Origin of the sequence: Bifidobacterium callitrichidarum (assembly GCF_003129905.1) — a bacterium.
In the GTDB taxonomy this organism is placed as follows: domain Bacteria; phylum Actinomycetota; class Actinomycetes; order Actinomycetales; family Bifidobacteriaceae; genus Bifidobacterium; species Bifidobacterium callitrichidarum.
Window position 1 is genome coordinate 61,335 of the sequence record NZ_QFFM01000009.1, and the last position, 23,907, is coordinate 85,241.

At 61.1% G+C, this 23,907-nt stretch carries 11 protein-coding genes, 2 pseudogenes and 1 riboswitch; of the genes and pseudogenes, 9 read left to right on the forward strand and 4 right to left on the reverse strand.

Translation table 11 applies throughout. The annotated features are described in order from the left end of the window. Positions 1 to 8 precede the first annotated feature (8 nt). Together DF196_RS05370 and DF196_RS05375 are read right to left on the reverse strand one after the other, a co-directional pair. On the reverse strand, positions 9 to 2,477 hold the full coding sequence (locus DF196_RS05370) for an energy-coupling factor transporter ATPase (protein WP_109056855.1): 2,469 nt from the start codon (positions 2,475 to 2,477) through the stop codon (positions 9 to 11). Positions 2,478 to 2,763: 286 nt separating this feature from the next. Next, on the reverse strand, positions 2,764 to 3,435 hold the full coding sequence (locus DF196_RS05375; RefSeq protein WP_109056856.1) for an ECF transporter S component: 672 nt from the start codon (positions 3,433 to 3,435) through the stop codon (positions 2,764 to 2,766). Between the two features lie 6 nt (positions 3,436 to 3,441). Next, a riboswitch (FMN riboswitch) is annotated at positions 3,442 to 3,594 on the reverse strand. Between the two features lie 639 nt (positions 3,595 to 4,233). Between DF196_RS05375 and DF196_RS05380 the strand changes: the two genes are divergently transcribed. The 5 genes from DF196_RS05380 (at position 4,234) to DF196_RS05400 (ending at position 17,487) form a co-directional block, all read left to right on the forward strand. After that, the gene (locus DF196_RS05380; RefSeq protein WP_421728447.1) at positions 4,234 to 12,390 is read left to right on the forward strand and encodes a cell surface protein; all 8,157 of its coding nucleotides are present in this window, start codon (positions 4,234 to 4,236) and stop codon (positions 12,388 to 12,390) included. Positions 12,391 to 12,518: 128 nt separating this feature from the next. After that, positions 12,519 to 14,132 (forward strand): SpaH/EbpB family LPXTG-anchored major pilin, encoded by a 1,614-nt coding sequence (locus tag DF196_RS05385; RefSeq protein ID WP_109056858.1) that lies wholly within the window; start codon positions 12,519 to 12,521, stop codon positions 14,130 to 14,132. A gap of 177 nt (positions 14,133 to 14,309) precedes the next feature. Continuing rightward, positions 14,310 to 15,395 carry a class C sortase gene (locus DF196_RS05390; RefSeq protein ID WP_109056859.1) on the forward strand — a complete coding sequence of 362 codons (1,086 nt, stop codon included), beginning with the start codon at positions 14,310 to 14,312 and terminating at the stop codon, positions 15,393 to 15,395. Beyond that, a complete protein-coding gene (locus DF196_RS13435; RefSeq protein ID WP_158276275.1) occupies positions 15,379 to 16,383 on the forward strand; it encodes an isopeptide-forming domain-containing protein in 1,005 nt (334 codons plus the stop codon). Before DF196_RS05390 ends, DF196_RS13435 begins: the two co-directional genes overlap by 17 nt. Before the next feature lie 90 nt (positions 16,384 to 16,473). Beyond that, positions 16,474 to 17,487 (forward strand): glycosyltransferase, encoded by a 1,014-nt coding sequence (locus DF196_RS05400; RefSeq protein WP_476537632.1) that lies wholly within the window; start codon positions 16,474 to 16,476, stop codon positions 17,485 to 17,487. A 45-nt stretch (positions 17,488 to 17,532) separates the two neighbouring features. Here the strand turns inward: DF196_RS05400 and DF196_RS05405 are convergent, their stop codons facing one another. Then, complete coding sequence (locus DF196_RS05405; RefSeq protein ID WP_109056862.1) at positions 17,533 to 18,318, reverse strand: nitroreductase family protein; 786 nt, start codon at positions 18,316 to 18,318, stop codon at positions 17,533 to 17,535. A gap of 241 nt (positions 18,319 to 18,559) precedes the next feature. Here DF196_RS05405 and ppgK point away from each other — a divergent pair, with 241 nt between their 5' ends. The 4 genes and pseudogenes from ppgK to DF196_RS05420 all read left to right on the forward strand — a co-directional run bounded on the left by ppgK (position 18,560) and on the right by DF196_RS05420 (position 21,861). Beyond that, positions 18,560 to 19,327, forward strand: a complete 768-nt coding sequence (gene ppgK / locus DF196_RS05410) for a polyphosphate--glucose phosphotransferase (protein ID WP_109056863.1) — start codon at positions 18,560 to 18,562, stop codon at positions 19,325 to 19,327. A 185-nt stretch (positions 19,328 to 19,512) separates the two neighbouring features. After that, positions 19,513 to 19,798, forward strand: a pseudogene (locus DF196_RS14185) (pyridoxal phosphate-dependent aminotransferase); the annotation flags it as partial. 83 nt (positions 19,799 to 19,881) lie between these two features. Next, positions 19,882 to 20,817 (forward strand): annotated as a pseudogene (locus tag DF196_RS05415) (pyridoxal phosphate-dependent aminotransferase); the annotation flags it as partial. Between the two features lie 249 nt (positions 20,818 to 21,066). Beyond that, positions 21,067 to 21,861, forward strand: a complete 795-nt coding sequence (locus DF196_RS05420) for an ATP-binding cassette domain-containing protein (RefSeq protein ID WP_170114987.1) — start codon at positions 21,067 to 21,069, stop codon at positions 21,859 to 21,861. A gap of 345 nt (positions 21,862 to 22,206) precedes the next feature. Here DF196_RS05420 and DF196_RS05425 read toward each other — a convergent pair whose 3' ends face one another. Continuing rightward, on the reverse strand, positions 22,207 to 23,907 hold the full coding sequence (locus DF196_RS05425) for an aryl-sulfate sulfotransferase (protein WP_109056888.1): 1,701 nt from the start codon (positions 23,905 to 23,907) through the stop codon (positions 22,207 to 22,209).

Sequence of the window (23,907 nt, forward strand, 5' to 3'; positions counted from 1 at the left end):
CGAGACTCCTACAGCACCACAATCGCGGCGATATATGCGATCACCGCCACGGCGAACACCGCATCGCGCGCGGCCGGGGCGAAGACACGCCAATGCGTGCGGGAGATACCCTCCTCATAGCAGCGGGCGTCCAACGCCAGCGACAGATTGTCCGCATGACGCAGCGTCCCGGCGAACACCGGCACGATGATGGCGCTCATCGCCTTGACGCGCTGGCCGAGCGAACCGGTCTCGATGGAACCGCCGCGGGCCGCCTGCGCATCGATGATGGCGCGTGTCTCTCCGGTCAGTGTGGGGATGAACCGCAGTGCCAGACTCATCACCAGCGCGATTTCCTGCGTGTGCAGGCCGAACCGGGAGAACGGACGCAGCAACGCTTCGAAGGCGTCCGTCATGGCGGTGGGTGTGGTGGTCATCAGGAACATCGCGCCCATGATGATGACCAACGCGAAACGGCAGGTGTACAGCACCGCAATCATCACGCCGTCATCGGTGATGCTCAGCGGTCCCCATGCGAGCAGCGGCGTACCAGTGCGCACCACCACCAGATTGCATAGGCTCATCAGCGCGAGCAATGCCAGAATGGGGTGGATGGTCGCAAGCACGCGAACCGGATTGAGTCGGGCGGCCAGCATCACCGCCAGCGTGAGCGTCGCGCCAAGTGCCAGCTGTGCGGGCGTGTTCACGGCGAACATCGTGAACATCGCGGCTAGGAATCCCACCATCTTCACGCGCGGATCCAGCCGGTGAATCGGGGAGCGGCGGTCCCGGACGGAATCGACGGCTGGCGCGGACGTGGGCTGTTTCCTGGTGCTCGCCGACGCTGCGGTGCCTGAGGGGGCCGGCCCACGTCCGCCGGTACTGCGGTCCGCCGGAGAATCGCCCAAGGCGGGGCGCGGGATATCTACTGGGGTTACTGGGGTGACGTCCATCGGCATGGAATCGCTCCGGGTCCCATCCGGTTGGCTGGTTTCGGCGGCGGACGGCATACGCACCACGCGATCGGACAGGGTTTCGGCCTCCGCACGGTCGTGGGGGCTGATGAGCATCGTGACGCCACGATTCCGTAACGTTTGCAACAGCTCGTGAATGCGAGCCTTGGCATGCACGTCGAGGCTCGCCGTGGGCTCGTCCATCACCAGCACATCCGGGCGGCATGCCACCACGCCCGCGATGGCCGTAAGCCGCTGCTGGCCGCCGGACAAATCGAAGGGGGAGCGGTCGGCCAGATGCTCGATGTGCAGCAGGCTCAGTGCCTCGCGCACGCGCTCGCCGACTTCCGTCTCACTCAGTCCTTGATTGCGCGGGCCGTACGCCACGTCCTCGGCCACCGTCTCCGCGAACAGCTGATGCTCAGGATGCTGCATCACGTAACCCACATGACGGCGCAGTTCCGCAAGCTGCTTGCGATTGGCGGGCTTAGGACGTGCCACGGGAATGCCGGCCACCTCGATACGGCCGGAATCCGGCTTGGCGAGTGCGCACAGCAGTCGGACCAGCGTGGATTTGCCGGAGCCATTGGAACCCATCAGCGCCACGGTCTTGCCTCGCTGGATGGAGAAGGACAGGTCGTTGATCACCGATTGCTCGGCACCTGCGTACCGGTAGGTGAGGTGAGAGACGCGGATGGCGGGCGGGGTAGCGGCGTCTGTCGCAGACGTGGACGGGTTGGACAGGTCGCTAAGCAGCGGCAGCGAGGCAGCCGGATGATTACCGTGATGCGGGTCGGATACGGCCGATGATTCCGCGGTTTCTGGGCATTGCGCGATGGCATTGCCCGGTGCGTCCTCGATGATGCGGGCGGACTGCATGTGGATTACGCGGTCCGCATGCAGTGTCTCGTCCGCGTGATGGGTCACGTGCACGATGGTGGTGCCACGTTTCTGCAAGGCGTCCAGCACACGCATCACCTCGGCTCGGGCGGTCTCGTCCAGCATGGCGGTGGGTTCGTCCAGCACCAGCATGGACGGGTTCATGGCCAGCATGCCGGCGATGGCGGCGCGCTGCTGCTGGCCGCCGCTCATGCGTGTGGGGTCGGCTCGGCGAACGTTTGCCAGATCCACGGCATCAAGGCTTTGCTGAATACGTTTGCCGATGGTTTCGCGGTCAAGACCGAGGTTTTCCGGGCCGAAGGCCACGTCATCCTCAAGTACCGTGGTGACGAGCTGGTCCTCGGGATTCTGGAACACCACGCCGATGCCGCGGCGGGCTGCACGGTATTCGGCGGCGTTCGGACCGTCATCCGTGAAGACGCGATGACCGAGCAACGTCACCTCGCCCGCATCCGGGGCGGTGAGTCCCGCAATGAGCCGGGCCAACGTGGACTTGCCGGAGCCGTTCGGTCCCACCAGGCACACGCGCTCGCCGGCGTGGATGGTCAGTGAAACGTCATCCAGCGCCCAGGTCGAGCCGTGGTCATAGCTGAAGCGAATATGGCACAGGTCGGCGGCGATGGCGGGGGAGTGGGAATCGGTCATGTATCGGCAATCCAAGGGAATGTGTTGTGGGGTAACGGGTTGTAGAAGTGAAAGTAAGCAGGTGAGAGCGGATGCTTTGGCTCCCCTCTCTGAGGGGAGCTGTCAGCGAAGCTGACTGAGGGGAGTCCTACACAAAAGGTGCTCCCCTCAGTCTCACTGCGTTCGACAGCTCCCCTCAGAGAGAGGAGCCAGGTGGCGTCGCCATGTCTATTGCTCTTCTGCTGACGGCTTCCTGCAGCGAGATGAGCCGGAACAGCTTAAGTCCGGTTGCACCACACGAGCGCAATCACTGCTGCTTGGCGAGCAGGTTGGAGATCGGCTTGTAGATGAGGAACGTCACCACGGCGTGAATCGCCATCTTGGCGATGTTGAACGGCAGCAGGATCGGCACGATCATCGCGGCCACGGCGGAGACCGTCATGTGCGCATAGATCGGCGTGACGATGAGATTGCCCACGATCGCGGCCACGATGGCCAGCACGGCACCGGCCAGAATGCCGAGTGCGGCGCCCTTGCGGGTACGGGCCTTGTGGTAGATGAACGAGGCCGGCACGGACAGGCACAGCGCCACGAGCACTGCCATCAGGGTGCCCCACGGATCGGCGAACACGTGCGGCACGAAACCGAGCACGGAGACGATCACCGCGGCGGACGGGCCGTATGCGAAGCCGGCGATCAGACAGACGATGCCGGACGGGTCGTACTTGAGCCAGGTCACGGGCGTGATCGGGAACTCGATGAAACTTGTCACCATCGCCAGCGCCACGAACAGCGCGTACATGGCGATGCGTCGGGTGGACCAGCGGCCGGAGTCGGCCACGCCGGTGTTGTGCGAACCAAGCTTGCCGGTGGCAGTGCTACCGGCGGTCGTTCCGGTCGAGCCGGAACCTGCGGCACCTTCCGCGGCAGGCGCGATGGAACGGACAAATTGCATGCGGATACGCGAAGATACGCTCATATTGAGCCCTCGTTTCTTCCATCCGGACTGTAACCGTTGGCTCCGGAATCTCACCGGATCAGCCGCTTTCGCGGGTCGCGGGCTTCCCACTTGCCCCGTTATGAATCCCGGGGTGCGGGTTACCGCCAGTAAGGAATTGCACCTTCCCTGAAACTGACAGGCATATTCATACGCCATCCGTAGGACCTGTGCAAGTTGCGTTTCACGGATGAAGGTGGATTTCGCGGTTGGCGCACGGCGGGTGGGCGGCTTGTGACTGCTCGCGGGTCTGACTGCGGCAACAGACTGAAATGAGGGGCAAGCGGGAGTCGGTGATCGGCCGGGAAGTGATTCTTGGAATCGGAAGCCGGTGAAGGTCTATGCGAAGGAGCGACGCCATACCCCCGTCGTATTGATGATGGATGGCGAATATCGGGGGAGTGGTGGGCAAATTATCTGCATTTGTCTAGCGGTGTTTTCTGAGGGGTGAATGCGTTCCCATAAGATGCCGAGATGCCTTGAAAATACTGATATGAGGGCATTTTTACGATGAATGCCGGCGTCCTGGGTAACGTATGGTGTTGACAAATAATAGGACAAATATCGACACGCCGTCTATGTTAACGAGGTTAATTTCTGTCGCGGGGGGGGGGTAATAATCGGGGCTGTTTTGCATAGAGGCGACTCCGCGATAACGAGAGGTGAAGGATGCGTGTGATCCAGGAAGCCCGGCAGGCCATGGACCGTTTTCTCCACGTAGTGCAGCAACCGGATGCCATCGTTTGCAAGATTATTGCAGGAACTGTTTCCGCCTCGCTGATGCTCACCTGCGCGGTGCCCAGCGCCTATGCGCGGAACAACGGCAATACCACCGTAGTCTCCGATTCCGGTGTGACGGTGATCTCCAATGGCAAGGTGGTCACCGACAGCACCATCGTCTCCGCGGCGGAGTCGTTGCGCACCGATACCGCACGGAACAACGTCACTCCGATTGACTCGTTCTCCGACGATTCGGAGCCGGCGTTTTCGACCAATACGATTCTGGGACAGCAGCAGGATGACACGTTTGCCTCGAACGGCGAGCAGACTGGCGGCGACGGAGATTCGACCGGTGTGACCGACGCCGGCAATGCCGGTGCGGATGATGCGATTTCCAACGACAGCGCCGGCAATAACGGCACTAATGCCGGCCAGGGCGACGCCGTCGATTCCTCCGACGACTCGACCACGGATTCCTCCGATTCCAACAACGCTGCCGACTCCAGCGACGGCGATACGCAGACCCACGCCGTGAGCACCGCCCTCGGCGGCCGTGACTTCATCGGCCAGGTCACCAAGACCATCAACGGCAAGACCTACATCCTCATCGGCAACGAGCAGCAGCTGCGCGCAATCGGCACGAAAAAGAGCGTGCTTGCCGGCCCTGTGTACTCAATCACCCAGTCATGTAGCGCGTCCGCGGCATGTCTGGCGGATGGCCTGTGGAAAGATAAGGGTTCGGAAAGCTTAGCGTACAAGGGAGATGCGGATCTGGACACCGGAGCTACCTTGCGTGGCAGCGATTTCCCTGATCATGATTCGGTCCATCAAACGGGCGCAATCACCTACGAGCGTACGAAATACTTCTTCAAAGACGCGGACGGCAATCGTGTGGATGTCACCAGTACCAAGGACATCAACACGGGTCTGAAGTACACCGCCACCGCGAACTACATCATCTTCCGTGATATCGATCTGAGCTCCGCCAAGTGGTCCCCGCTCATGTTCTCGGGCGTCATGCTTGGTGCGGTGAGCGCGGAAGGTGAGACGGCGTCGACTTTGTGGGATGTGTTTGGTGAAGACGGCGAAAGCGTGCAGGATGGCACGGCGAAGCCGACGATTTCCCATGTCAAGGTGAATCAGCCCGCCGGCAACCTTGATGTGGACAAGCAGCAGGGCATCGGCTTCTTCGCTTCGATTACCAGCACGTCCAGCATCACGAACAGCGGAAACAACGCAGGCGGTGTGCAGAGCACGGGTACGGTCGTCGTCGCAAACCTGAAGCTCAGTGACGTGAACGTAGCCAACAATGCGACGGTCGCGCATGTAGATGAGACATTGGTGTCCGCCCTGCTGAAATTGGTGAGTCTACTGCTGCCGAAGGACCTCGGCCTGAATGATCTCCTGACCGTGCACAAGAACAATCCGTCGAACTTCGCGACGGGTGCTTTCGCCGGCCGTATCTACGGTGATGCGAAGGTGACCGGCTGCGTGGTCGAAGATGCCACGGTCTCGAACGTGAAAGGCATGACCGGTGGCTTCGCCGGCTACGTGGAAGGCGCGACCAAGTACGATATTGCCTCAGAATCGCTGGGTGCGCTGATTGAGGCACTTACAAAGATTCTCAATGTGATTCCCTTCCTGGGCCTGGGCGATCTCGTTGACTGGCTGCTGGGCAGCACGCTCGGCCTGAACGCCCTCGTGCCGGTCGGCTACTACAATCCGGTGATTTCCGATTCACATGTGGTGAACTTCAAGCAGGACACCACGCTCGGCAACGCCGATTCGGATTACGCCGGCGGCTTCGTCGGTGCGCAGATTGGTTCCATCATCGAGAATTCGTCAGTGAAGACGCAGAATGGCTTCACCGTGACGGCTCGCAAATACGCGGGTGGCTTCGCCGGTGTGAGCCGCAACGGCGAAGTCGGAGGTCTGCTCAACTCGCTGGGCATCACGATTCTTTCCGCACTCCGCCCGCAGAGCCTCATCGAGAACTCGACGCTGACCTCTGACGGTGAGGTCTCACTCACCGCTCAGAATTACGCAGGTGGTTTCGCCGGCCGTCTGGCCAACGCCTACGCTGTCAACGACACCGTAAAGGGCGTGCTCGCCGTGACCGCCACGGTATCCCATGCCGGTGGTTTCACCGGACGTGCCTCGGCCGGCTGGGGATTGGAGGCCGGTACTGATTCCGATGAGAAGTCGGCGGACACGTCGCTTATCAAGCAGCTGACCTCCATCCTCACCAAACTGCTCGAAGCCAATCCGGATGGAGCCGGTGCACTGCTCACCATCGCAGGTGTGAACCCATCCATCATCCTCGGCGCGCAAATGAACGGCGACATCACGGTCACCTCGAATGGCGACTACGCCGGTGGCATTGTCGGTGATGGCTCCGGCACTGTGATCGGTGATTCTTCACAGGCGCATCTGGAGAACCTTTCGTTCTGGAAATACAACAATGCGCGTGAATTCCCTGAGCAGCGTTCCACCTTGGTCGGCGGTCTTAAGTCCGTCAAGGCGACAGGCTCCTACGCTGGTGGCATCGCCGGCAACCTGCAACCCACCCAGGTTGTGGGCCTGCTCAATAGCGTAGCCAAAATCGGCAGCCTGTCGACGCTGAAGAAATTCGACCAGTTCGCCGCCTTCACCGTGGAAAATGTGACTTTCGATAGTCCTAAAACTGGCTGGTCGGTCGAAGCGGGTGGCTATTACGCAGGTGGTGCGATTGGTTGCGCCTCGGGCGGCGATCTGACGGATGTGACGATTTCGAATCTGAGCAGCGTCGCAGCCAAGGGCGAGTCCGGCGGTTTCATCGGTTTCTCCGGCCCAGCCGACACGGTGGGTGCATCCGGTCTGAACCTGCTCGGCCTTATCAAGCTCTCCGGTCTGCTTTCCGTGGCGGAATACTCTTCGGTGGAGGTGCTTCGCTCCAATGTCAGTGGCATTGCGGACGGTCTGACCGTGACCGCAAGCGGGCATAACGACAACAACGAGGAAAACGACTACGCGGCTGGCGGTTTCTATGGTCAGGCCAACAGCACCAAGACCCGCGAAAGCCACGTCACGAACCTCAAGTCCGTCACCGCGGATACCAGCGAGGCCGATGGCCTTGCCGGAGGTTTTGTGGGCTACTCGACTACGGGCGGCCTGATGGAGGCGGCATCCAACGGAGCCGAGGACTCAAGCGCGCTCAAGGAGATGATCGACGGCGGCCTGCTGTCCGTGGACAACCTGCTCGGCGCGGTGCCATATCTGATTCCCGACTATAAGGACACGACCGTCACCTATGTGAATGGCGGCTATGTGAAAGGCGACGTGGCTGGCGGTTTCGCCGGCAACTTCCAGAGCGGCAAGGTCAACCAGTTCTCCACCAAGGAGCTGGAGAAGGATGAGACGCTGGAAGCGGTAAAGAATCGCGTGACCGTGGATGGCAATGTGACGGTCAACAATCTCGACCACGTCACCGGCGGCGCATACGCCGGCGGTTTCGGCGGCAAGGTAGTCTCCGGCGCGCTAGCCTCCGCGGGCAAGGGCGGCATCAGCCTGCTTGGCAAGCTTGGCACGGTCAAGATTGCCGATCTGGTGGATCTGGTGCAGGGATATGTGCCGTACATCTCCTATGCAGGCGTCAAGTCCGGCAAAGATGGTCTGCGCGTGACGGCACTGCGTTTGGACAAGGATGACAGCCTGTCCGGTTCCGCCGGCGGCTACATCGGTTATGGCTCCGGCATGCAGGTCGCGTATTCGAGCGTAAACAAGCTGCGGTACACCAAGGTGACCGAGCCGAAGGCGTTGGAAGGCACGGACGGCTCCTCGTACTTCGATGACACACAGAGCAAGTACGCGGTTGACGCGAAACGCTATGCAGGCGGCTGGGTCGGTCGTATGGACATCGGCTCCGCGGCTTCCGTGGGCGAAGGTCTCTCCCTGCTGGGCGGGGGAGTCAACCTTGGTAACGTGCTGAGCGTGCTCAATGTGGTGGTTTCCACCGTTGAACATTCGGACGTGATTGGTGACGTGTCCGGTTACGCCGTGCGGGCCAGCAGCACCGACGCCGAGAACGAGTCGCTGGGCGAAGGCACGCCCACGCTCGGTAGCGCCGACAATCCGATTGGTGACGCCGGCGGTTTCGCCGGGCGCATCACCGGCGGACATGTCCAGGATGCGAACGCGCATAACTTCGCGTATATCATCGGACAAATCACCGCAGGCGGCTATGCGGGTGGCATCGAACCCGGCGATGCGGCAAGCGTACTCGGTTCGAACACCAGCGTACTTAACGGACTGGTGGATACGAGCGGCACCTTCGCTTCCCTCCTCCAGGACTTCGTGCCGACGATCCGCAACTCGTCCACCGACGCCGTGCCCTGCGGCGGCGCGGTGCGTGCACAGGCCGCATCTGACGGCAACGCTATGCGCGGCATGGCCGGCGGCTACGTGGGCCACAACGAAGGCGGTCACATCTGGGGTAAGAACAATGCGTCTTGGAAGAGTGAGAACGACGACAATAACCATTACAACGGTGAACAACGCACTGCGTTCGCCGCGCGTATCCGTTCCGTGTATGGTGCCGAGTTCGCTGGCGGTTTCACCGGTTTCATGCAGGCCGCATCCACTGCGGATACGGGTGGTCTGAAGCTCCTGTATGGCCTTATCAAGGTCGACAACCTGCTCGGCGCTCTGCAGGTCTCCTATCCGACCGAAGAGAACACGCAGGTGACCGGTCCTCTGCGCAACCTCGACGCGACTACGTGGCAGGCATGGATCAAGGCCGTGGGCGTTAACGGTGCATACGGCAAGGAGTTTGCGGAGATCGTCAAGAACGGTAACAGCATCTCCAGCGAAAATGATTTGGCGGATGCCATCGACAACTATGCATTCGGTACGAATGTCGTTGCCGGCCGCACCGATTATTCGCAGACCGCAAACGCTTCCGAAGGCGGCAACGCCGGTGGCTATGTGGGTCTGATGCGCTCCGGCGTGATTGCGAACGGTCAGGCGCAGGATACGCGCCAAGTGCGCGCGATGAAGGCTGCCGGCGGCTTCGCTGGAACCATGCAGTCCGGTGGCGCGGCCGAACTCGGCGGCATCGATGTGCTGGGACTCATCAAGGCGAACCTTGGCAAGCTCGCAAGCGTGCTCAACGTATTCGTTCCGGTGGTGAAGAGCTCGTCCGTCACTGGCTACCGCCGTGGTATGACGGTTACCGCCACCGGTACCGACCTGACGCATGAAACCGGATATGCAGGCGGCTACGTCGGCTATGCCGGTGGTGCGCAGATCTGGGGTGACAAGACCTTCTCCGATGCAGAGCAGTCCGACGATCGCTGGTCGATTGGTGCCACGCATGCGGGATACACAGCGAGCGGATGCAATGCGCTGAACCTGCGCCGCGTGAAGGGCGCGAACGCCATCGGCGGATATGCTGGAATGATTACGGCCGCCGGTGTGGCGGACGTGAACACGAACGCTTCCGAAGGCATCCTGCAGTCACTGCTGGACGCCCTGATCAAGACGCCGCAGGATCTTGCGCAGGTGGTGCAGGCAACCGTCTCGACGGTGCGCGGCGCTACCGTCTCTTCCGTCAAGGACAATGGTTCGGCCGAGGCATGGGGCTTCACCGTGGAAGGCAAGTATACGGTGACGGATACTGCTTCGGGTGAAACGAATGATGTGGCCGAATCCGATGACGATGCCGCTGATGCGTCTGATGTGTCTGACGCCGAGGGCTCAGCTGATTCGACCGATTCAACGGATACGGACAGCAAGACTTCCGATGTCAGGTACGCGCGTGCGGCAGGCGGCTTCGCCGGCATCATGAAGGCCGTCATCGCCGGTACCGAGAAGAACGGCGGCACCGATACGGCGAACACGCTGATTGTGGATGGTCTGCGTGGTGTTGACGGTGGCCAGTATGCGGGCGGTTTCGTCGGACAGGCCGACACCACCGCCGTCGCATCGGTGGCGGGCGGTACCGACGGCGATCAGAGCACCAAGCTGTTGCTCGGTCTCGTCAAGGCGGGCAACATCAGCGCTCTGGAGGCATTCCGCACGTTCATCCACCATGCTCAGGTCAATGGTGTGGCTGACGGCTTCCAGGTTCGTGCGCATGATTCGAGTACGCAGGGCATCCTCGATTCGAAGCGGTACACGGGTGCGGCTGGTGGCTTCGCCGGCGGCCTGATCAATGGAACCGTCGACTACGGCACCGTGAACGGGCTCAACAGCGTCAGCGGTGTGAACTATGCCGGTGGCTTCGTGGGCCATCTGGGCAAGGCCGGTACCGTGGACGTCGATAACGCACAGGTCAGCCAGCTGCTTGGCGCGACCGCCGGTGTGCTCGACATCTGGGGCTCTCATGTGGATGATTCGTCGGTGGCGGGCATCGCGGACGGTTTCACTGTTGCGGCGTCCCATTCGGGCGGCGATTACCAGGCTGGTACCGAGGCGGCGAACGGGCGAGAAGTGGCCGGTGGCTTCACCGGATATGCCGACTTGGCGCGTGTCTCCCGTTCCAAGGTGACAGGTCTCAAGAAGGTGTCCAGCGGTGAACTTGCCGGTGGGTTCGTTGGCGAGACGACCATGGCCTATCTGGTCGAGACCAAGGTCAGCTCCGTGCTGGTGGACATCATCCTCAAGGTGGTGAACGCGCTGGTCAAGCTGCTGTACGTACCGAATCTGGAGAAGCTGGGCGTCATCGATCTAGGCAAGTGGCTGCCCGACGGTGTGACGAAGCTGCTCAATATCAAGATTCTCGCGGACGGCGATCTGCTGTACGTCAACCTGTTCGGTCTGAAGATCGGTGTGTCTCTTTCCAAGAAGAGCGATACCAACGGCCAGCAGACTGACGTGGCGATCATCACCATCGGTGACTCGACCATCAAGCTACCGTGCACTGAAAATGGCGTTGACGAGAATCAGCTGCGCTCCGAATTGAGTGTCGAACTCATCAAGGCCAACCGGACCAAGGCCACGTATTCCTCGGTGCAGGGTATCGCGGACGGTTACGACGTGTTCGGCGGCGGAGCCACGCAGACCACTGATGGTGTTGAAGGCCTGAGCACTGGTATCGCGGGCGGTTTCGTGGGTCTCAACCATGAAGGTCTGCTCGAACACGACGACATGACCTATGCCGACACCATTCGCGGCACCAGCGGTCTGGTCGGCCCGTTCAGCGGCAAGACCGAGCTCAAGAGCGTGTACGAATTCAACAGCGTGCAGAAGATCGAGGGCAACGGCAACACGTACCACATCTACCGCAACGTGCCATCAACCTGGTCCTATGCGCTGACGAAGGACAACAAGCAGTTCACGTACGGCTCGCACATGGATGACGTCACCGATGAGCAGGGCAATCCGATTGATGTGACCGGTGCTCTCCGACTTCGATTGAACCGATACGACGTCGCCCACCGCGCTTCGGAGAAGGCCGTTATCAAGGAATTCTCCGACTACAAGGACGCGAAGATGGCGAACAACACCGGCGGCAAGAACGACACCGGTGACGACGCTGTGAACAAGGCTGCGGCACTCGGCGTGTATGTGTCCGCCGCGCAGGCGGTGCTCATGCTCGACACTCCGACCAACGGCAACAACGGTGGCCTCACTCCCGAACCTGACGATGGTCAGGACCCGTGCGGTGAGGAAGGCTGCCAGGTCGTCGATATGACCTTGCAGAAGGTCTGGGATGATATCCCGGCGCTGCAACGGCCCAAGTCGATCACCATCAAGGTGACCGCCACCTATACGGAGGACGACGGCACGGTCGTTACGCCGAAGACCATCGAGTGCAAGAACGAGAACTGCGAGGCCAAGGACAAGGACAATCCGTTCATCGTGACCATGACCTCGGCGGACGGTTCGCTGTGGAGCGATACCTGGCGTACGAAGATTACGGGCCTGCCGGTTGCGTTCAAGGATGGGGACACGACCCGTTACTACACGTACACGGTCGAGGAAACCGGCGTCGATTTCGGCAAGGGCGATGGTGATAAGGATCCCGCCAAGGCTGGATACCGAGTCTCCTATGCGTACGACAACAAGGAAGTCGTGGCCACCGTGACCAACAGCAGAATTGTCCTGCCCGGTACCGGCGGCAACGGCATCGCGCCAATCGTACTCGCCGCAGTGCTCGTACTCGGACTCGGCGCCGCATGGACCGTGGCCGATGGACGGCGTTCGCGCGTGCGATCCCGAGGCCGGCATCTCGCCTGACGGTGGATAGCCGATATCCCGATAACCAAGATTTGCCCGGCACCCTCATTGGTGTCGGGCCATGACAATGCCCACCCTTTTCGCCCGATATCGGACGGAAAGTCCCAAAGAAGGAAAGGAACACAGTGATGAACTCACTGACCAAGAAACTCGCAGCGGGCGTCCTCGCTGCGGCCACCCTCTTCGGCTTTGCCGGACTCGGTGCCACGACCGCCAATGCTGCTGATGCGGCGGACGGCAAGCTGACCGTGAACAGCACGGACAGTGATTTTGCTGGCAAGAGCGTAAGCATCTACAAGATGCTCGATTACGATTCCACCACGGTGGCCGATAGCACGACCGGTGGTTACACGGTGAATGCTTCTTGGACGGATTTCTTCAAGAACTCCACGGAGCTTGGTCTGAGCGATGTGACCGAGTATAACGTGAATCAGAAGGCGTACGATCTGATTGCCGGTCTGAGTGGTACTTCCACCCCGACGATTACCAAGTTCGCTGAGCTTGCTCGTGCTTGGGCGAAGGATAATGCTACGGCAACCGATACCAAGACTGTCGGTAATGACATTGATGCTTCCGGCAACTACAGCGCCACTTTCGAGAACCTGGCCTACGGCTATTACTTGGTCTCTAACACGCTCAATGAGAAGGGCATGCTCGTCAACGTGACCAATAACACGCCGATTAACCAGACGCTCAAGGGCTCCACTCCGACTGTGGACAAGACCGTGACCGACAAGGACGGCAACCAGTCGAACCACAACAGCGCCCAGATCGGCGACAAGGTCGACTTTACCCTTACCTCCATCGTTCCGGACATGTCTGGAGCCTCTGACAATTACCTGTTCCAGTTCACCGATAAGCTCTCCAAGGGCCTTACACTGAACACCGATGCGGAAGGCGACCAGCAGGTCTTCAACCCGACCGTGATGATCGGCAACACGGTACTGACTAAGGGCACTGATTACACCGCTACCTATGCCCCTGGAACTGGTGCTAATGAAGGCAAGACCGTGATTACCATCACGATGAAGGACTTCAAGAATCTTCACGCGAACGATGCCGGTGAAACCATCACTGTCAAGTACTCAGCCACCCTTAACGAGAACGCGGTCGTTGCCGGGGACAACGACAACGAGGCTCAGATTGACTACGGCAACGACCCGAGCAATCCGCAGTCTTCCAAGCCGGACAAGACTCACACCTACGACTTTGGCTTCGATGTGAACAAGGTCGCCGAGAAGGAAAATGGCGAGAAGCTGGAAAACGCTCAGTTTGAGCTACAGGATGCTGAGGGCAAGAAGATTAATCTGGTCAAGATGACGGCTGCGGATCAGTCTGTCTCGTTCCGTCCGGCCAAGACCGGTGAAACCGCAGCCCAGGACGCTGAGGTCAAGACCGACGCTAACGGTAAGCTTCGTTTTGAAGGTCTGAAGGAAGGCACGTACTACCTGAAGGAGACCAAGGCTCCGACCGGCTATAACAATCTCAAGGATTCGATTGAGATTGTTATCGCTGCTGATTACAACAATGATGGAACTTTGAAGTCTTGGACCGTTAATAAGGCATCTGTGGCTACGGGTGCCACGGTTCCGGTCGTTACCATCATCAACAAGAAGGGCGGCCTCCTGCCGGGTACCGGTAGCATCGGTACCGCTGCGTTCACCGCGTTCGGTGTGCTGATCATGGCGCTCGGCACGGTCTGGTACGTGAAGTCGAACCGCAAGTCCGGCAAGCGTGCCTGAGATGGTGCATGCTTTCCGAAACTAGGGGAGCGGATGATTGTCACCTGAAATGAGTCGGAAGTTCGGCCAAAGTTCTTGACTTGAGCCGTGCTTCCGACTCCGTCGCCCTCTTGCGCGTCGAGGGATTACGTGACGCGCACATTATTTATCTTTTCGGAAAACACGCAAGGAGGTCGGATGAAGCGGCTGCGTAAGTTCATGCCGGTCCTGGTGATTCTGGCCGGCTTGCTGGTGCTGTTTTATCCGACAATCAGCAATTTCCTGATTATGCGCAACGCCTCCTATGTGGTCAAAGGCTACGATTCCGAAGTCGAAGCCCTCAGCGACGAGGAGGCGGCTAAGCTTACTGAAGCTGCCCATGAATGGAATCGTCAGCTTGCCGCCGCAAACTCCGGCTCCACGGATGCGCTGACCGGTGCCGTCAATACGGAATCCACGGACGAAGCGTACAACAAGCTGCTGAACCTGAACGGCGACGGCATGATGGGATACATCACCATTCCGCGCCTCAAGGAGACCATGCCCATTTACCACGGCACCAGCGAGAAGGTGCTGCAGGTGGGCATCGGACATCTCGAACAGACATCGCTGCCGGTGGGCGGCGAATCCACGCACGCGGCGCTCTCCGGTCACCGCGGACTGCCCACGGCCAAGCTGTTCACGGACCTGAACCTCATGAAGAAGGGCGACAGGTTCTACATCAAGATTTTGAAGGACACCTACGCCTACCAGGTCGACAAGATCACCGTGGTGCTCCCGACCAATACCAAGGAGCTGGCCATCGAGCCCGGCAAGGACCTGGTAACGCTCATCACCTGCACGCCGTACGCGGTCAACACGCATCGACTGCTCGTGCGCGCGCATCGCATCCCCTACACGCCCGAGCAGGAGAAGGACGCCGAGCCCACCTTCCACGTGGATATCCCGCTGCAGTATGTGCTGCCGTCGCTTGGCTTGATTGTCCTGCTGGCCGGCTGGCGCATCTGGCGTTGGCACGACGAGAAGCGCCGTCACGCGGAAGGCGTGGATGAAATCGTCGCCCGCGTAATCGGTCCCGCTGATTCCGCGAGTGGTGACGCCAACGGTGAAGACAACGCCACCGCACCCTCCGCCACGGAACACCTTGCGGGCCTACTCGACGGTGCGTCGCAGGAAGCGGCGCCTCCACCGTCACCAATCGAGCCACACATCACAAACCACAACAACGACGATTACGGCACCACGACACGGAAAGGACCGGCCAGACATGGCAGACATGCGTAACACCGAACGTCACACCATGCCGTGTTCGGCATTACGGCGACAGCCGGCATATCGTTCGATGTCGTCGTCGGACTATCAGATGACCTATGCGGGCGCACCCCGGACGGGCTGGGTGTCTTCGCGATCACCGAAACCGTTCTCCGCGTTGTTCGTCGTCATACTCACCGTGGCCCTGACGCTTGCGGGACTCGTCGCATCATCCTTTACCATGACATCGCGTGCCTACGCGACGGATGCGCGCACCGGCACATTGACCATCAGCGCCATCTGGAACCGTGACACGAACAATCCCGTTCCGCTGGCTGGTGACACGTACTCCATTGTGCGCGTGGCCTCGGCCGATCTCGACAAGACCGGCAAGCCGACCGCGTACCACACGTTGAAGGCCTTCGCCGACTTTGATCGCGACTGGGGGAGCCTCAGCGCCTCCGAATACAACACGGCAGCCAAGGACCTCGCCGAATACGCCGGCAAGCACGATTTGTACGAGCATTCCGGCAAGACCGACGCCGCCGGCCAACTGAAGTTCATTAATTTGCCGGCGGGACTGTATCTCGCCGCGCGTACGGCTGTCGCCAGCGCCAACAAGGCGTACACCTGCGATCCGTTCCTCGTCGCGGTGCCGGGCATCGCGGACGACGGCACGGGGGAGTTCAACGTCACCGCGGAACCCAAGTTCAGCGGCGACGATACACCCGAACCGAATCCGAACCCCAATCCGGACAATCCCGATAATCCGAATCCGGATAATCCGGACAATCCGAACCCCGACAATCCCGAGCCGAACCCGAACCCCACACCTACTCCGAATCCCGGCACCACACCCGGCGGCTCCGAAATCCCCGCCGACACCGGTGCCGCCATCAGCGCGGTCGCGTTCGTAGCCATCGCCTGCACCGTGGCCGCCGTGATCATCCACGACGTGCGTCGCGACCGGAGCAGGGGTGTAAACCAGGAGCCGACGACCCCAGCGTCGCCTACCGAATAAAAGAACGATAGAAACAGACCCGTCCGTTCCGGCTGATTGCCCGGAGCGGGCGGGTTTGGTTTGTGCCGGTCAAGTGCAACAATGGAGACCATGGCTGAAGTGAAGAACCGCAACAAGACCATCGAGAAACTCGCCCTGATCGTCACCACCTACAAGCGCCAGCAGTTGCTGAGCGTGCTGTTCGATTCGATTCTGGCGCTCGAACAGGCACCGTGGCGCATCATCATCGTGGACAACGAGCACTCCGACGAAACCGCAGGCATGGTGGCCGAGTTCGCCGGCAAGGTGACCGGCCAGTGGGGTACCACCGTGGCCGACCAGTCCGGCAACGAGGAGCGTGTGGTCTACGCGCCGCAGACCGAGAACCTGGGCGGTGCGGGCGGCTTCTCCGCAGGCGTCAAGAAGGCGTACGAGCTCGGTGCCGCATGGTTCTGGGTCATGGACGACGACGTCGCCGTGCTGCCGGACGCCATCGCCAAGCTCGCCAAGTGGACTCCTCGCCATGAGGTGATTCAGGGCTCCCGCTTCGATTACGACGGCGGCCCGTTCTACTGGCAGTACGACTTCATCGTGCCGCTGGGCATCCCGAACCCCATCGCCCCGGCCGCGTTCGGGCCGGCCGGCTACCGTGTGATGGACACGCTGTGCTTCGAGGGTGGCCTGTTCAACCGTCGCGTGGTTAAGGAGATCGGCCTGCCCGACCCGCGCTTCTTCATCTACTGGGACGACACGATGTACGGCTACCGTGCCAGCAAGGTCACCAACCCGATCGTGGTGCCGGATGTGATCCTGCGCCGCACGCGCGAGATTGGCAATTGGGACATCGCCGGCGTGCGCCAGCTCAACTCCACGTCCGATATGAACCGCTACCACATCATGCGCAACCGTGGCTACATGGCCCGCTACTTCATGACGTATGGCGACTTCCGTCCGGCGCTGTTCGCGCTGGGCACCTGGCTCACGGCCGTCAAGGAGGTCATCCGTCTGGTGATGGTGGACCGCGAGCACCTGCGCACCGGTCTGGTCAAGATCGCCAAGGGCTGGTGGGATTCGCGCAAGCTGCTGCATGATCCCACGTGGAAGCCCATGCCGCCGCTGGACTAGGCCTATTTTTGTGGCTCCCCTCAGGGAGGGGAGCCGTAATGCTGCTCACTTGTGGATGAACAGGCCGCCGTCGCCCCATGCCCACTGGCCCTGGCCGGCGCCGATCTGGAAGTGCAGCTTGGCGATGCCGAGATCGTTCAGCGCCCAATGCTCATCGCCCGCGGCCGGGTCGATGTGCGCGGCGGCGGTATCGTCGGCGGCGTTGTACGTGAAAGTGACCGGCTGGCGGTTCATCGCGCTCGGCGCTTTCATCGCGGCCTCGACTCCGGCCTTGAACCATGCCGGCGCGGCCTCGCGGGCCTCGTCACTCATCAGAGCGGTGAACTGCTCGTAGCTCTTGGACGGGCGATGCGCGCGCTGAATCTCGCACAACTCGTCATAGGACTTCGACTGATACGCCAGATGATCCTTCGGGTGGCCGACCACCACGGCCAGATACAGCTCCTGCGCACCGGTCACGCGGCAATGCTTGGCGGCTTCGGCGCGGTCCCACGAGCCGGCCACCCACAGCGTGCCGAGTCCGCGCAGCGTGGCGGCGAGCACCACACGCTCGGCGTAGAAGCCGGCGCGTTCCTTGGCCTCGTCATCGTCCTTCGGGCCCACGATGGCCAGATAGTTCGCGGCGTTCGTGAGATGTCCGGAGGCATTGGCCTCGGCGAACACCTTCGGCTGGTCGCGCACCAGCTGGATGTCAAGGTCGGCAAGCAGGTTGATGGGCTGGAGGGTCATCTCCAGCTGACGAGCCGTGTCGTCGTCGATTGGCTCGTTGTCGTAGGCGCGCACAGCGGTGCGGATGTTGATTGCATCAATGAGTTGGGTATGTTCTGCCATGCCTCCCATTATCGCGCGGATTCCGCGAAGACCCACGTATTGGCGGCGTGATGCGGTTCGTTTCGCTCGCCTCCTGGCGTCTCTGGTGCGAGATGAATGCGCATCACAGACAGCCCGATTGACTACGTAGTCAATGCACACGATTGCAGAACGTGGGCGAAATCTTTGGTGTCGCGTGCTGGCCGCGTTAGACTGGGGACACCAAACGAATCCTATTATTCCGGGAAAGGAAGGGTCAACGATGATTGAAACTGCACAGGCTTTTGGCGTCGACATCGGCGGTTCCGGCATCAAGGCCGCGCCCGTGGACCTCATCAAGGGCGATTTCGCCGAACCGCGACTGAAGATCCTCACGCCTGAGGTCTCCACGCCGCAGGCCGTGGCCGCCATCGTCAAGCAGCAGCTCGATCACTTCGAAGTGCCGGAATCCGCTCCGGTGGGCATCGCCTTCCCGGCCCCGATTAAGCCTGGCAAGAAGCTCGACTTCATGGCCAATCTCGACCAGTCCTGGATTGGCGTGGACGTCACCGAGGTGTTCTCCGAGGCGTGTGGCCGTCCGGTCGTGGTGGTCAACGACGCCGACGCCGCGGGCCTCGCCGAGGTGCAGTATGGTGCCGCCAAGGGCCAGGAGGGCCTGGTGATCGCCACCACGCTCGGCACCGGCATCGGCACCGCCCTCATCTACAACGGCCAGCTCATTCCGAACACCGAGCTGGGCCACATCATCCTGAGCGCCAAGCACCTCGACGCCGAGAAGTACGCCTCCTCCGCCATCCGCGAGCAGGAGGAGCTCGGCTACAAGAAGTGGGCCAAGCGTCTGACCAAGTACTACGGCCTCATGGAGAAGTACTTCAACCCTGACCTGTTCACCGTGGGCGGCGGCGTGAGCCGTGTGAGCGAGAAGTTCCTGCCTTACGTGGACATCAAGACGCCGATCGTGCCCGCCAAGCTGCGCAACCAGGCCGGCATCGTGGGTGCCGCCTACTACGCCAGCACCAAGCAGCAGTGACGTTGTTCCGGTTCTGCTGAATGCGTTTTTGACTCCCCTTTGGCTTCGGCCGAGGGGAGTTTTTTGTTGGCTCTGTTGGACCGAGATTGACATGGAATCCTTCTTCTCGGCTCCCCTTAGAAGGGGCGAGTGCGATCCTACTGGTGCGAATCGCCGGGGAATGGCAGGTTCTAAGGTGGGAGACTATGACCGTGCATTTCTCCTCCCGTGTGGACATCAGCGCCCCGAACCCCATCGCAGCGGCCGAAGCGCAGGCCAAGGCGGCCGGCATCGCGCTCGTCAAGCTCAACGATTCCAATCCCACGCGCCATGGCCTGGCCCCGGCGTTGGTGCCGAGCGTCTACACCGCCGATCCGCGCGGACCGCGCCACGCGCGCGAGTCGTTGGCTACGGTCCTGAGCGGAGGATATGCCGCCGGAGAAGGTGACATTTGCACGGCGAAGTCGAGCGATGATTCTGTGCCATCGATCGACCCGCATGATACCGATTCGCTGAAATTCACAGGAAGCGTGTCCTCCGAACCACCCGTGGAAGCGCAACCATCGTCGGTCGCGGCTGATGACCTGTACCTCCTGAGCTCCACGTCCGAGGCCTACTCCTGGCTTATCAAACTGCTGTGCGACCCCGGCGACGCGGTACTGGCGCCCAAGCCCGGCTACCCGCTCATCGAATCCATCGCACGACTCGAAGGCGTGGGAACGGTCGAATACCAGCTCCAGTTCGACGGCTCATGGTTCATCGACACCGCCTCCATCGCCGAACTGCTGGACAGTGCGGCGGGGGAGCGGATTCGTGCGCTGGTGCTCATCAACCCCAACAACCCGTCCGGCTCCTACGTCAAGCCTTCCGAACGAGAGGCATTGGTGCGACTGTGCCGGAAACATGGCATCGCGCTCATCGCCGACGAGGTGTTCTACGACTATTCCCTCGAACCGTTCCCCGGCAACGCGAGACTGGCAGGCGAACCGGGCGTGCTCACGTTCGCATTGGACGGGTTCTCCAAGATGCTCGCCGCCCCGCATGCCAAGGTCGGCTGGATTCAAGTGTCAGGCCCGTCCGATGACGTGGCCGAGGCCAAGCGCCGGCTGGACGTCATCGCCGACGACTACCTGCCGATGAGCGACATCATCGCCACGATGATTCCCGACCTGTTGGCCGCCGCACCCCGCCAGACCGCACGGACTGCCGAGCGGGTGCGTGGCAACCTCGCCCGATTGCATGAGTTGCTGGACGCCGACCCCAATGGCTTGGTGGGCGTGCTGCGTGCGGAGGGTGGATGGAACGTGCTGCTGCGCGTGCCTTCGGTCATCGACGAGAACGAGTTGGTGCTGCGGCTCATCGCCGACCATCGTCTGACCGGCCAGCCCGGCTACTTCTTCGACATGGAGTCCAACGGCTACCTCGCCGTCTCACTCCTGCCCGAACCTGAGGAGTTCGAGCGCAACATCCGGGCCGTTCTCGACACGGTCGCCGCACTGCTGGGCTACTAGCGATCGTTTGGTGCCAGGAGAAGCCGTCTTCTGGCACCAAACAATCACGGATCGGCCTTTCAGCGAACGTTTCAGGACAGAAGAGCGGACTTTCTATCATGAAACGTTCGCGAATTGGTCATATTGCGATCGTTTGATGTCAGAAGAGGCTGCTTTCCGTACTCAAACGATCTCTGGTGGGTGGAATCGTGCCCGACGGATACTTGCGGGGATGCGCCCGGAAGGGTTGCCGGCACTACAATGGGCGGCATGGGATTCTCATTCTTCAAACCCAAGGAACTGCCGCGGCCGGCGTCATTGACCTTCACGCTCGACGGAGCGGGCCACACCTATGACGACGGGCATATCGGGCTTGCGCCCACGTCGCTGACCATCAGCGAACAGCGCGTGGCCGTCATCGGCCTCAACGGCGCCGGCAAGTCCACGCTGCTGGGGTTGCTGGACGGTTCGCTCAAGGCCACCGCCGGCACCGTGACCATCACAGGCGGCGAGGAACGACTCGACCCGGCATCCAAGCGCGACCTCAAACGCATCGAGGATTTGGTGGGCAAGGTGCGCCGCGAGGAGATTCCGAACAGCTTCTACCGTGCGGAGAACATCAGCGAGGCCGTTTCCGAGGCGTTGAAGAAGCACAAGATCGCCGAGGGGGAGCGGCATGCGCGCATCGGCAACCTGTTCGCGCACTTCGACCTGGCTCAGGTGGCCCGTGCCAAGGCCAGCGAACTGGATTCAGAGAAGCGGCATCTGCTGGCCATCGCCGCCGCGTTGAGCTTCAACCCGAGCGCCATCGTGGCGGACGAGCCCAGCAAGGGACTGGACGAGATTGGCACCATGCACGTGGCCAAGGCGCTGTTCAGCTACAACGAGCAGGTGATCTTCGCCACGCATGATACGGACATGATTTGCCGCCCCGAATATGCGATTGACCGCGTACTCGTGGTGGACGAGCACACGGTCGTGTATGACGGAAAGCCGGCGGATGCGGTGGCGTTCTATGAGGATCTGATTCGCAAGCGTTACGAGGCAGCGAAGGCCGCGGCGTAACGCTTACGAATGGAATCGGCCTGTGGCCGATGCTTTGCTTCCCGCGGTCCCTGCCGGACCGCTCCTCTACTACCCCTCAGTCTCGCTTCGCGAGCCAGCTCATCAGCAATTATTGACGAACTTCGTTCGCGTTGTATTGGCTCGACTGTCGTCTCGCACATTGTCTACAAACAACTCCGTTGTTTGCTTCACGGCAATGTCCTGACAAGGGGAGCCAAGATTTACACATAACCTTGGCTCCCCTTGCCAGGGGAGCTCCCGGCATGGGCCGGGTGAGGGGTAGTAGGAGAGCGGTCCTAAGACCGCGGGAGATGCAGCATCGGTCGCAGACCGATTCCGCATGCCTTACGCGAAGTAGAAGCCGCGGAAGCCGTACTGGTAGACGCGGTAGATGTACGCGGTGCTCAGACCCATCTTGTATTGGGCCTTGAGATTGCCGGAATCGTCATACACGCCGAACACGCCTTGCATGCCGGTGTCCACGAGGTTCAGATCGCTGTTGATCTCCTCGGCGGAAGAGACATACGGCGAATACGGCACGTCGAACGACTGCACTTCGGTGTACGTGCCGGCGTTCTCGTCCACCAGGTACTTGCGGAACTGCGAGTTGGAGTTCTCATCCTTGGAGGACTGCGCGGTGGAGATGCCGTCGATCACGGTCCAGTCGAAGTCCGGGCGGGTCATGGCGTAACCGAAGTTGTTGTCGAACATGTAGACGTAGTACTGGCCATCCTCCAGCGAGGAGTCGTACTGCACGGTGATCGAGTGCTGGCCGCCGGTGTCGCCGAAGTCGCCCACCTTGGTCAGGAAGGAGCTCTGCTCGTCCATGCCGTCCCACACGGACTTCTCACCGATCATGTAGTCGAGCGTGGGCGTGCCTTCGATGTCGTTCACCTTGATCATGGTGGAGGTCTCGCGAGCGGAGAGCAGCGCGGAACCGTCGTCCATGAGCTGGATGGTGTTGAAGTGGATCCAATCCCAGCGGTTCGTGGCGGTCGGGTCGGATTCGTCGATGCCGGAATGGTCCGTGGAGGCCTTGTACTTGGCGAACAGCTCGCCGAAGTCCAGCAGCAGCGAGACCTTGCCGGTGGAGGTGTCCACCTTGATGACCTGATCCTGCACGGCATGGTCCTCGCGCTTGAGATCGGTGGCCAGGGAGACGATGTTGCCGTCCGAATCCAGCGCATAGTCGTGGTGGAGGATGAAGCGGTCGCCCAGGTCGATGATCTTGACCAGCTTGCCCAGTCGGTTCATGCCCACGAACGTCTTGGTGGAGGCGGAGAACCACATGAGCCCGTTGGAATCGAACAACAGTCGGTGGGAACGGTAGTAGAGGACCGGCACTTCGCCGCGAATCACGCCGTTCGCGTCGTAGTAGTACATGAAGTCCTGCTCGTTGGAGTCGTTGCCAAGGATGGCGTACAGGCCGTTGCCGAGCGCGGTGAGCGTGTCGTCGTCCGGGGAGACGGTCTGCTCGAGACGGGTCTCCTCGGCGCCGAGCAGCTTCGGGCCGGTCTTGGTGATCGTGCGCGTGGTGGTCTGGCCGTCCGTATCCGTGATGGTCAGCGTGATGGTGTTCTTGACCTGGGGAATCAAGCCCAGCACCAGGAACTCATGGGTGGTGGAGGCCAGCTTGTCCTCGGATACGTCCGAAGCGGCCTCGGTCTCCTCGGCGGCGCTCGGGGTGATGGTGTCGCCGGTGGTGCTCGTGTAGGAGTCCACGGCGGAGCGGATGGCACTGGCGGCCTCGTCGCTGGTGACGGCGGTGGCCGTGTAGTCCGGGTAGCCGTCCGCGGAGACCGTGTAGCTCACCGTGGAGGCCTTGTCCGTGGTGAAGTACACGTACATGGACGTGGTGTTGGTGCCGTACGGGTTGATCTTGGTGTAGATGTTGTCGACCGTGCGCTCCTTGGCGTCGCGCTCGCTGGTGAGTTGGTCGTCCATCATCTGCTGGTAGTCGGTGGTGTAGACGCTTTCGATTTGGGCGTTGAGGCGCTCGACGCGACGCTCCTTGATGGCGGCGCTCACGTTGTCGTTGGAGACCAT

Excerpts from the sequence above, each read along its gene's own strand:
- DF196_RS05370 (WP_109056855.1), bottom strand. The coding sequence starts at position 2,477 with ATGACCGATTCCCACTCCCCCGCCATCGCCGCCGACCTGTGCCATATT.
- DF196_RS05375 (WP_109056856.1), bottom strand. The coding sequence starts at position 3,435 with ATGAGCGTATCTTCGCGTATCCGCATGCAATTTGTCCGTTCCATCGCG.
- DF196_RS05380 (WP_421728447.1), top strand. The coding sequence starts at position 4,234 with ATGCTCACCTGCGCGGTGCCCAGCGCCTATGCGCGGAACAACGGCAAT.
- DF196_RS05385 (WP_109056858.1), top strand. The coding sequence starts at position 12,519 with ATGAACTCACTGACCAAGAAACTCGCAGCGGGCGTCCTCGCTGCGGCC.
- DF196_RS05390 (WP_109056859.1), top strand. The coding sequence starts at position 14,310 with ATGAAGCGGCTGCGTAAGTTCATGCCGGTCCTGGTGATTCTGGCCGGC.
- DF196_RS13435 (WP_158276275.1), top strand. The coding sequence starts at position 15,379 with ATGGCAGACATGCGTAACACCGAACGTCACACCATGCCGTGTTCGGCA.
- DF196_RS05400 (WP_476537632.1), top strand. The coding sequence starts at position 16,474 with ATGGCTGAAGTGAAGAACCGCAACAAGACCATCGAGAAACTCGCCCTG.
- DF196_RS05405 (WP_109056862.1), bottom strand. The coding sequence starts at position 18,318 with ATGGCAGAACATACCCAACTCATTGATGCAATCAACATCCGCACCGCT.
- ppgK (WP_109056863.1), top strand. The coding sequence starts at position 18,560 with ATGATTGAAACTGCACAGGCTTTTGGCGTCGACATCGGCGGTTCCGGC.
- DF196_RS05420 (WP_170114987.1), top strand. The coding sequence starts at position 21,067 with ATGGGATTCTCATTCTTCAAACCCAAGGAACTGCCGCGGCCGGCGTCA.
- DF196_RS05425 (WP_109056888.1), bottom strand. The coding sequence starts at position 23,907 with ATGGTCTCCAACGACAACGTGAGCGCCGCCATCAAGGAGCGTCGCGTC.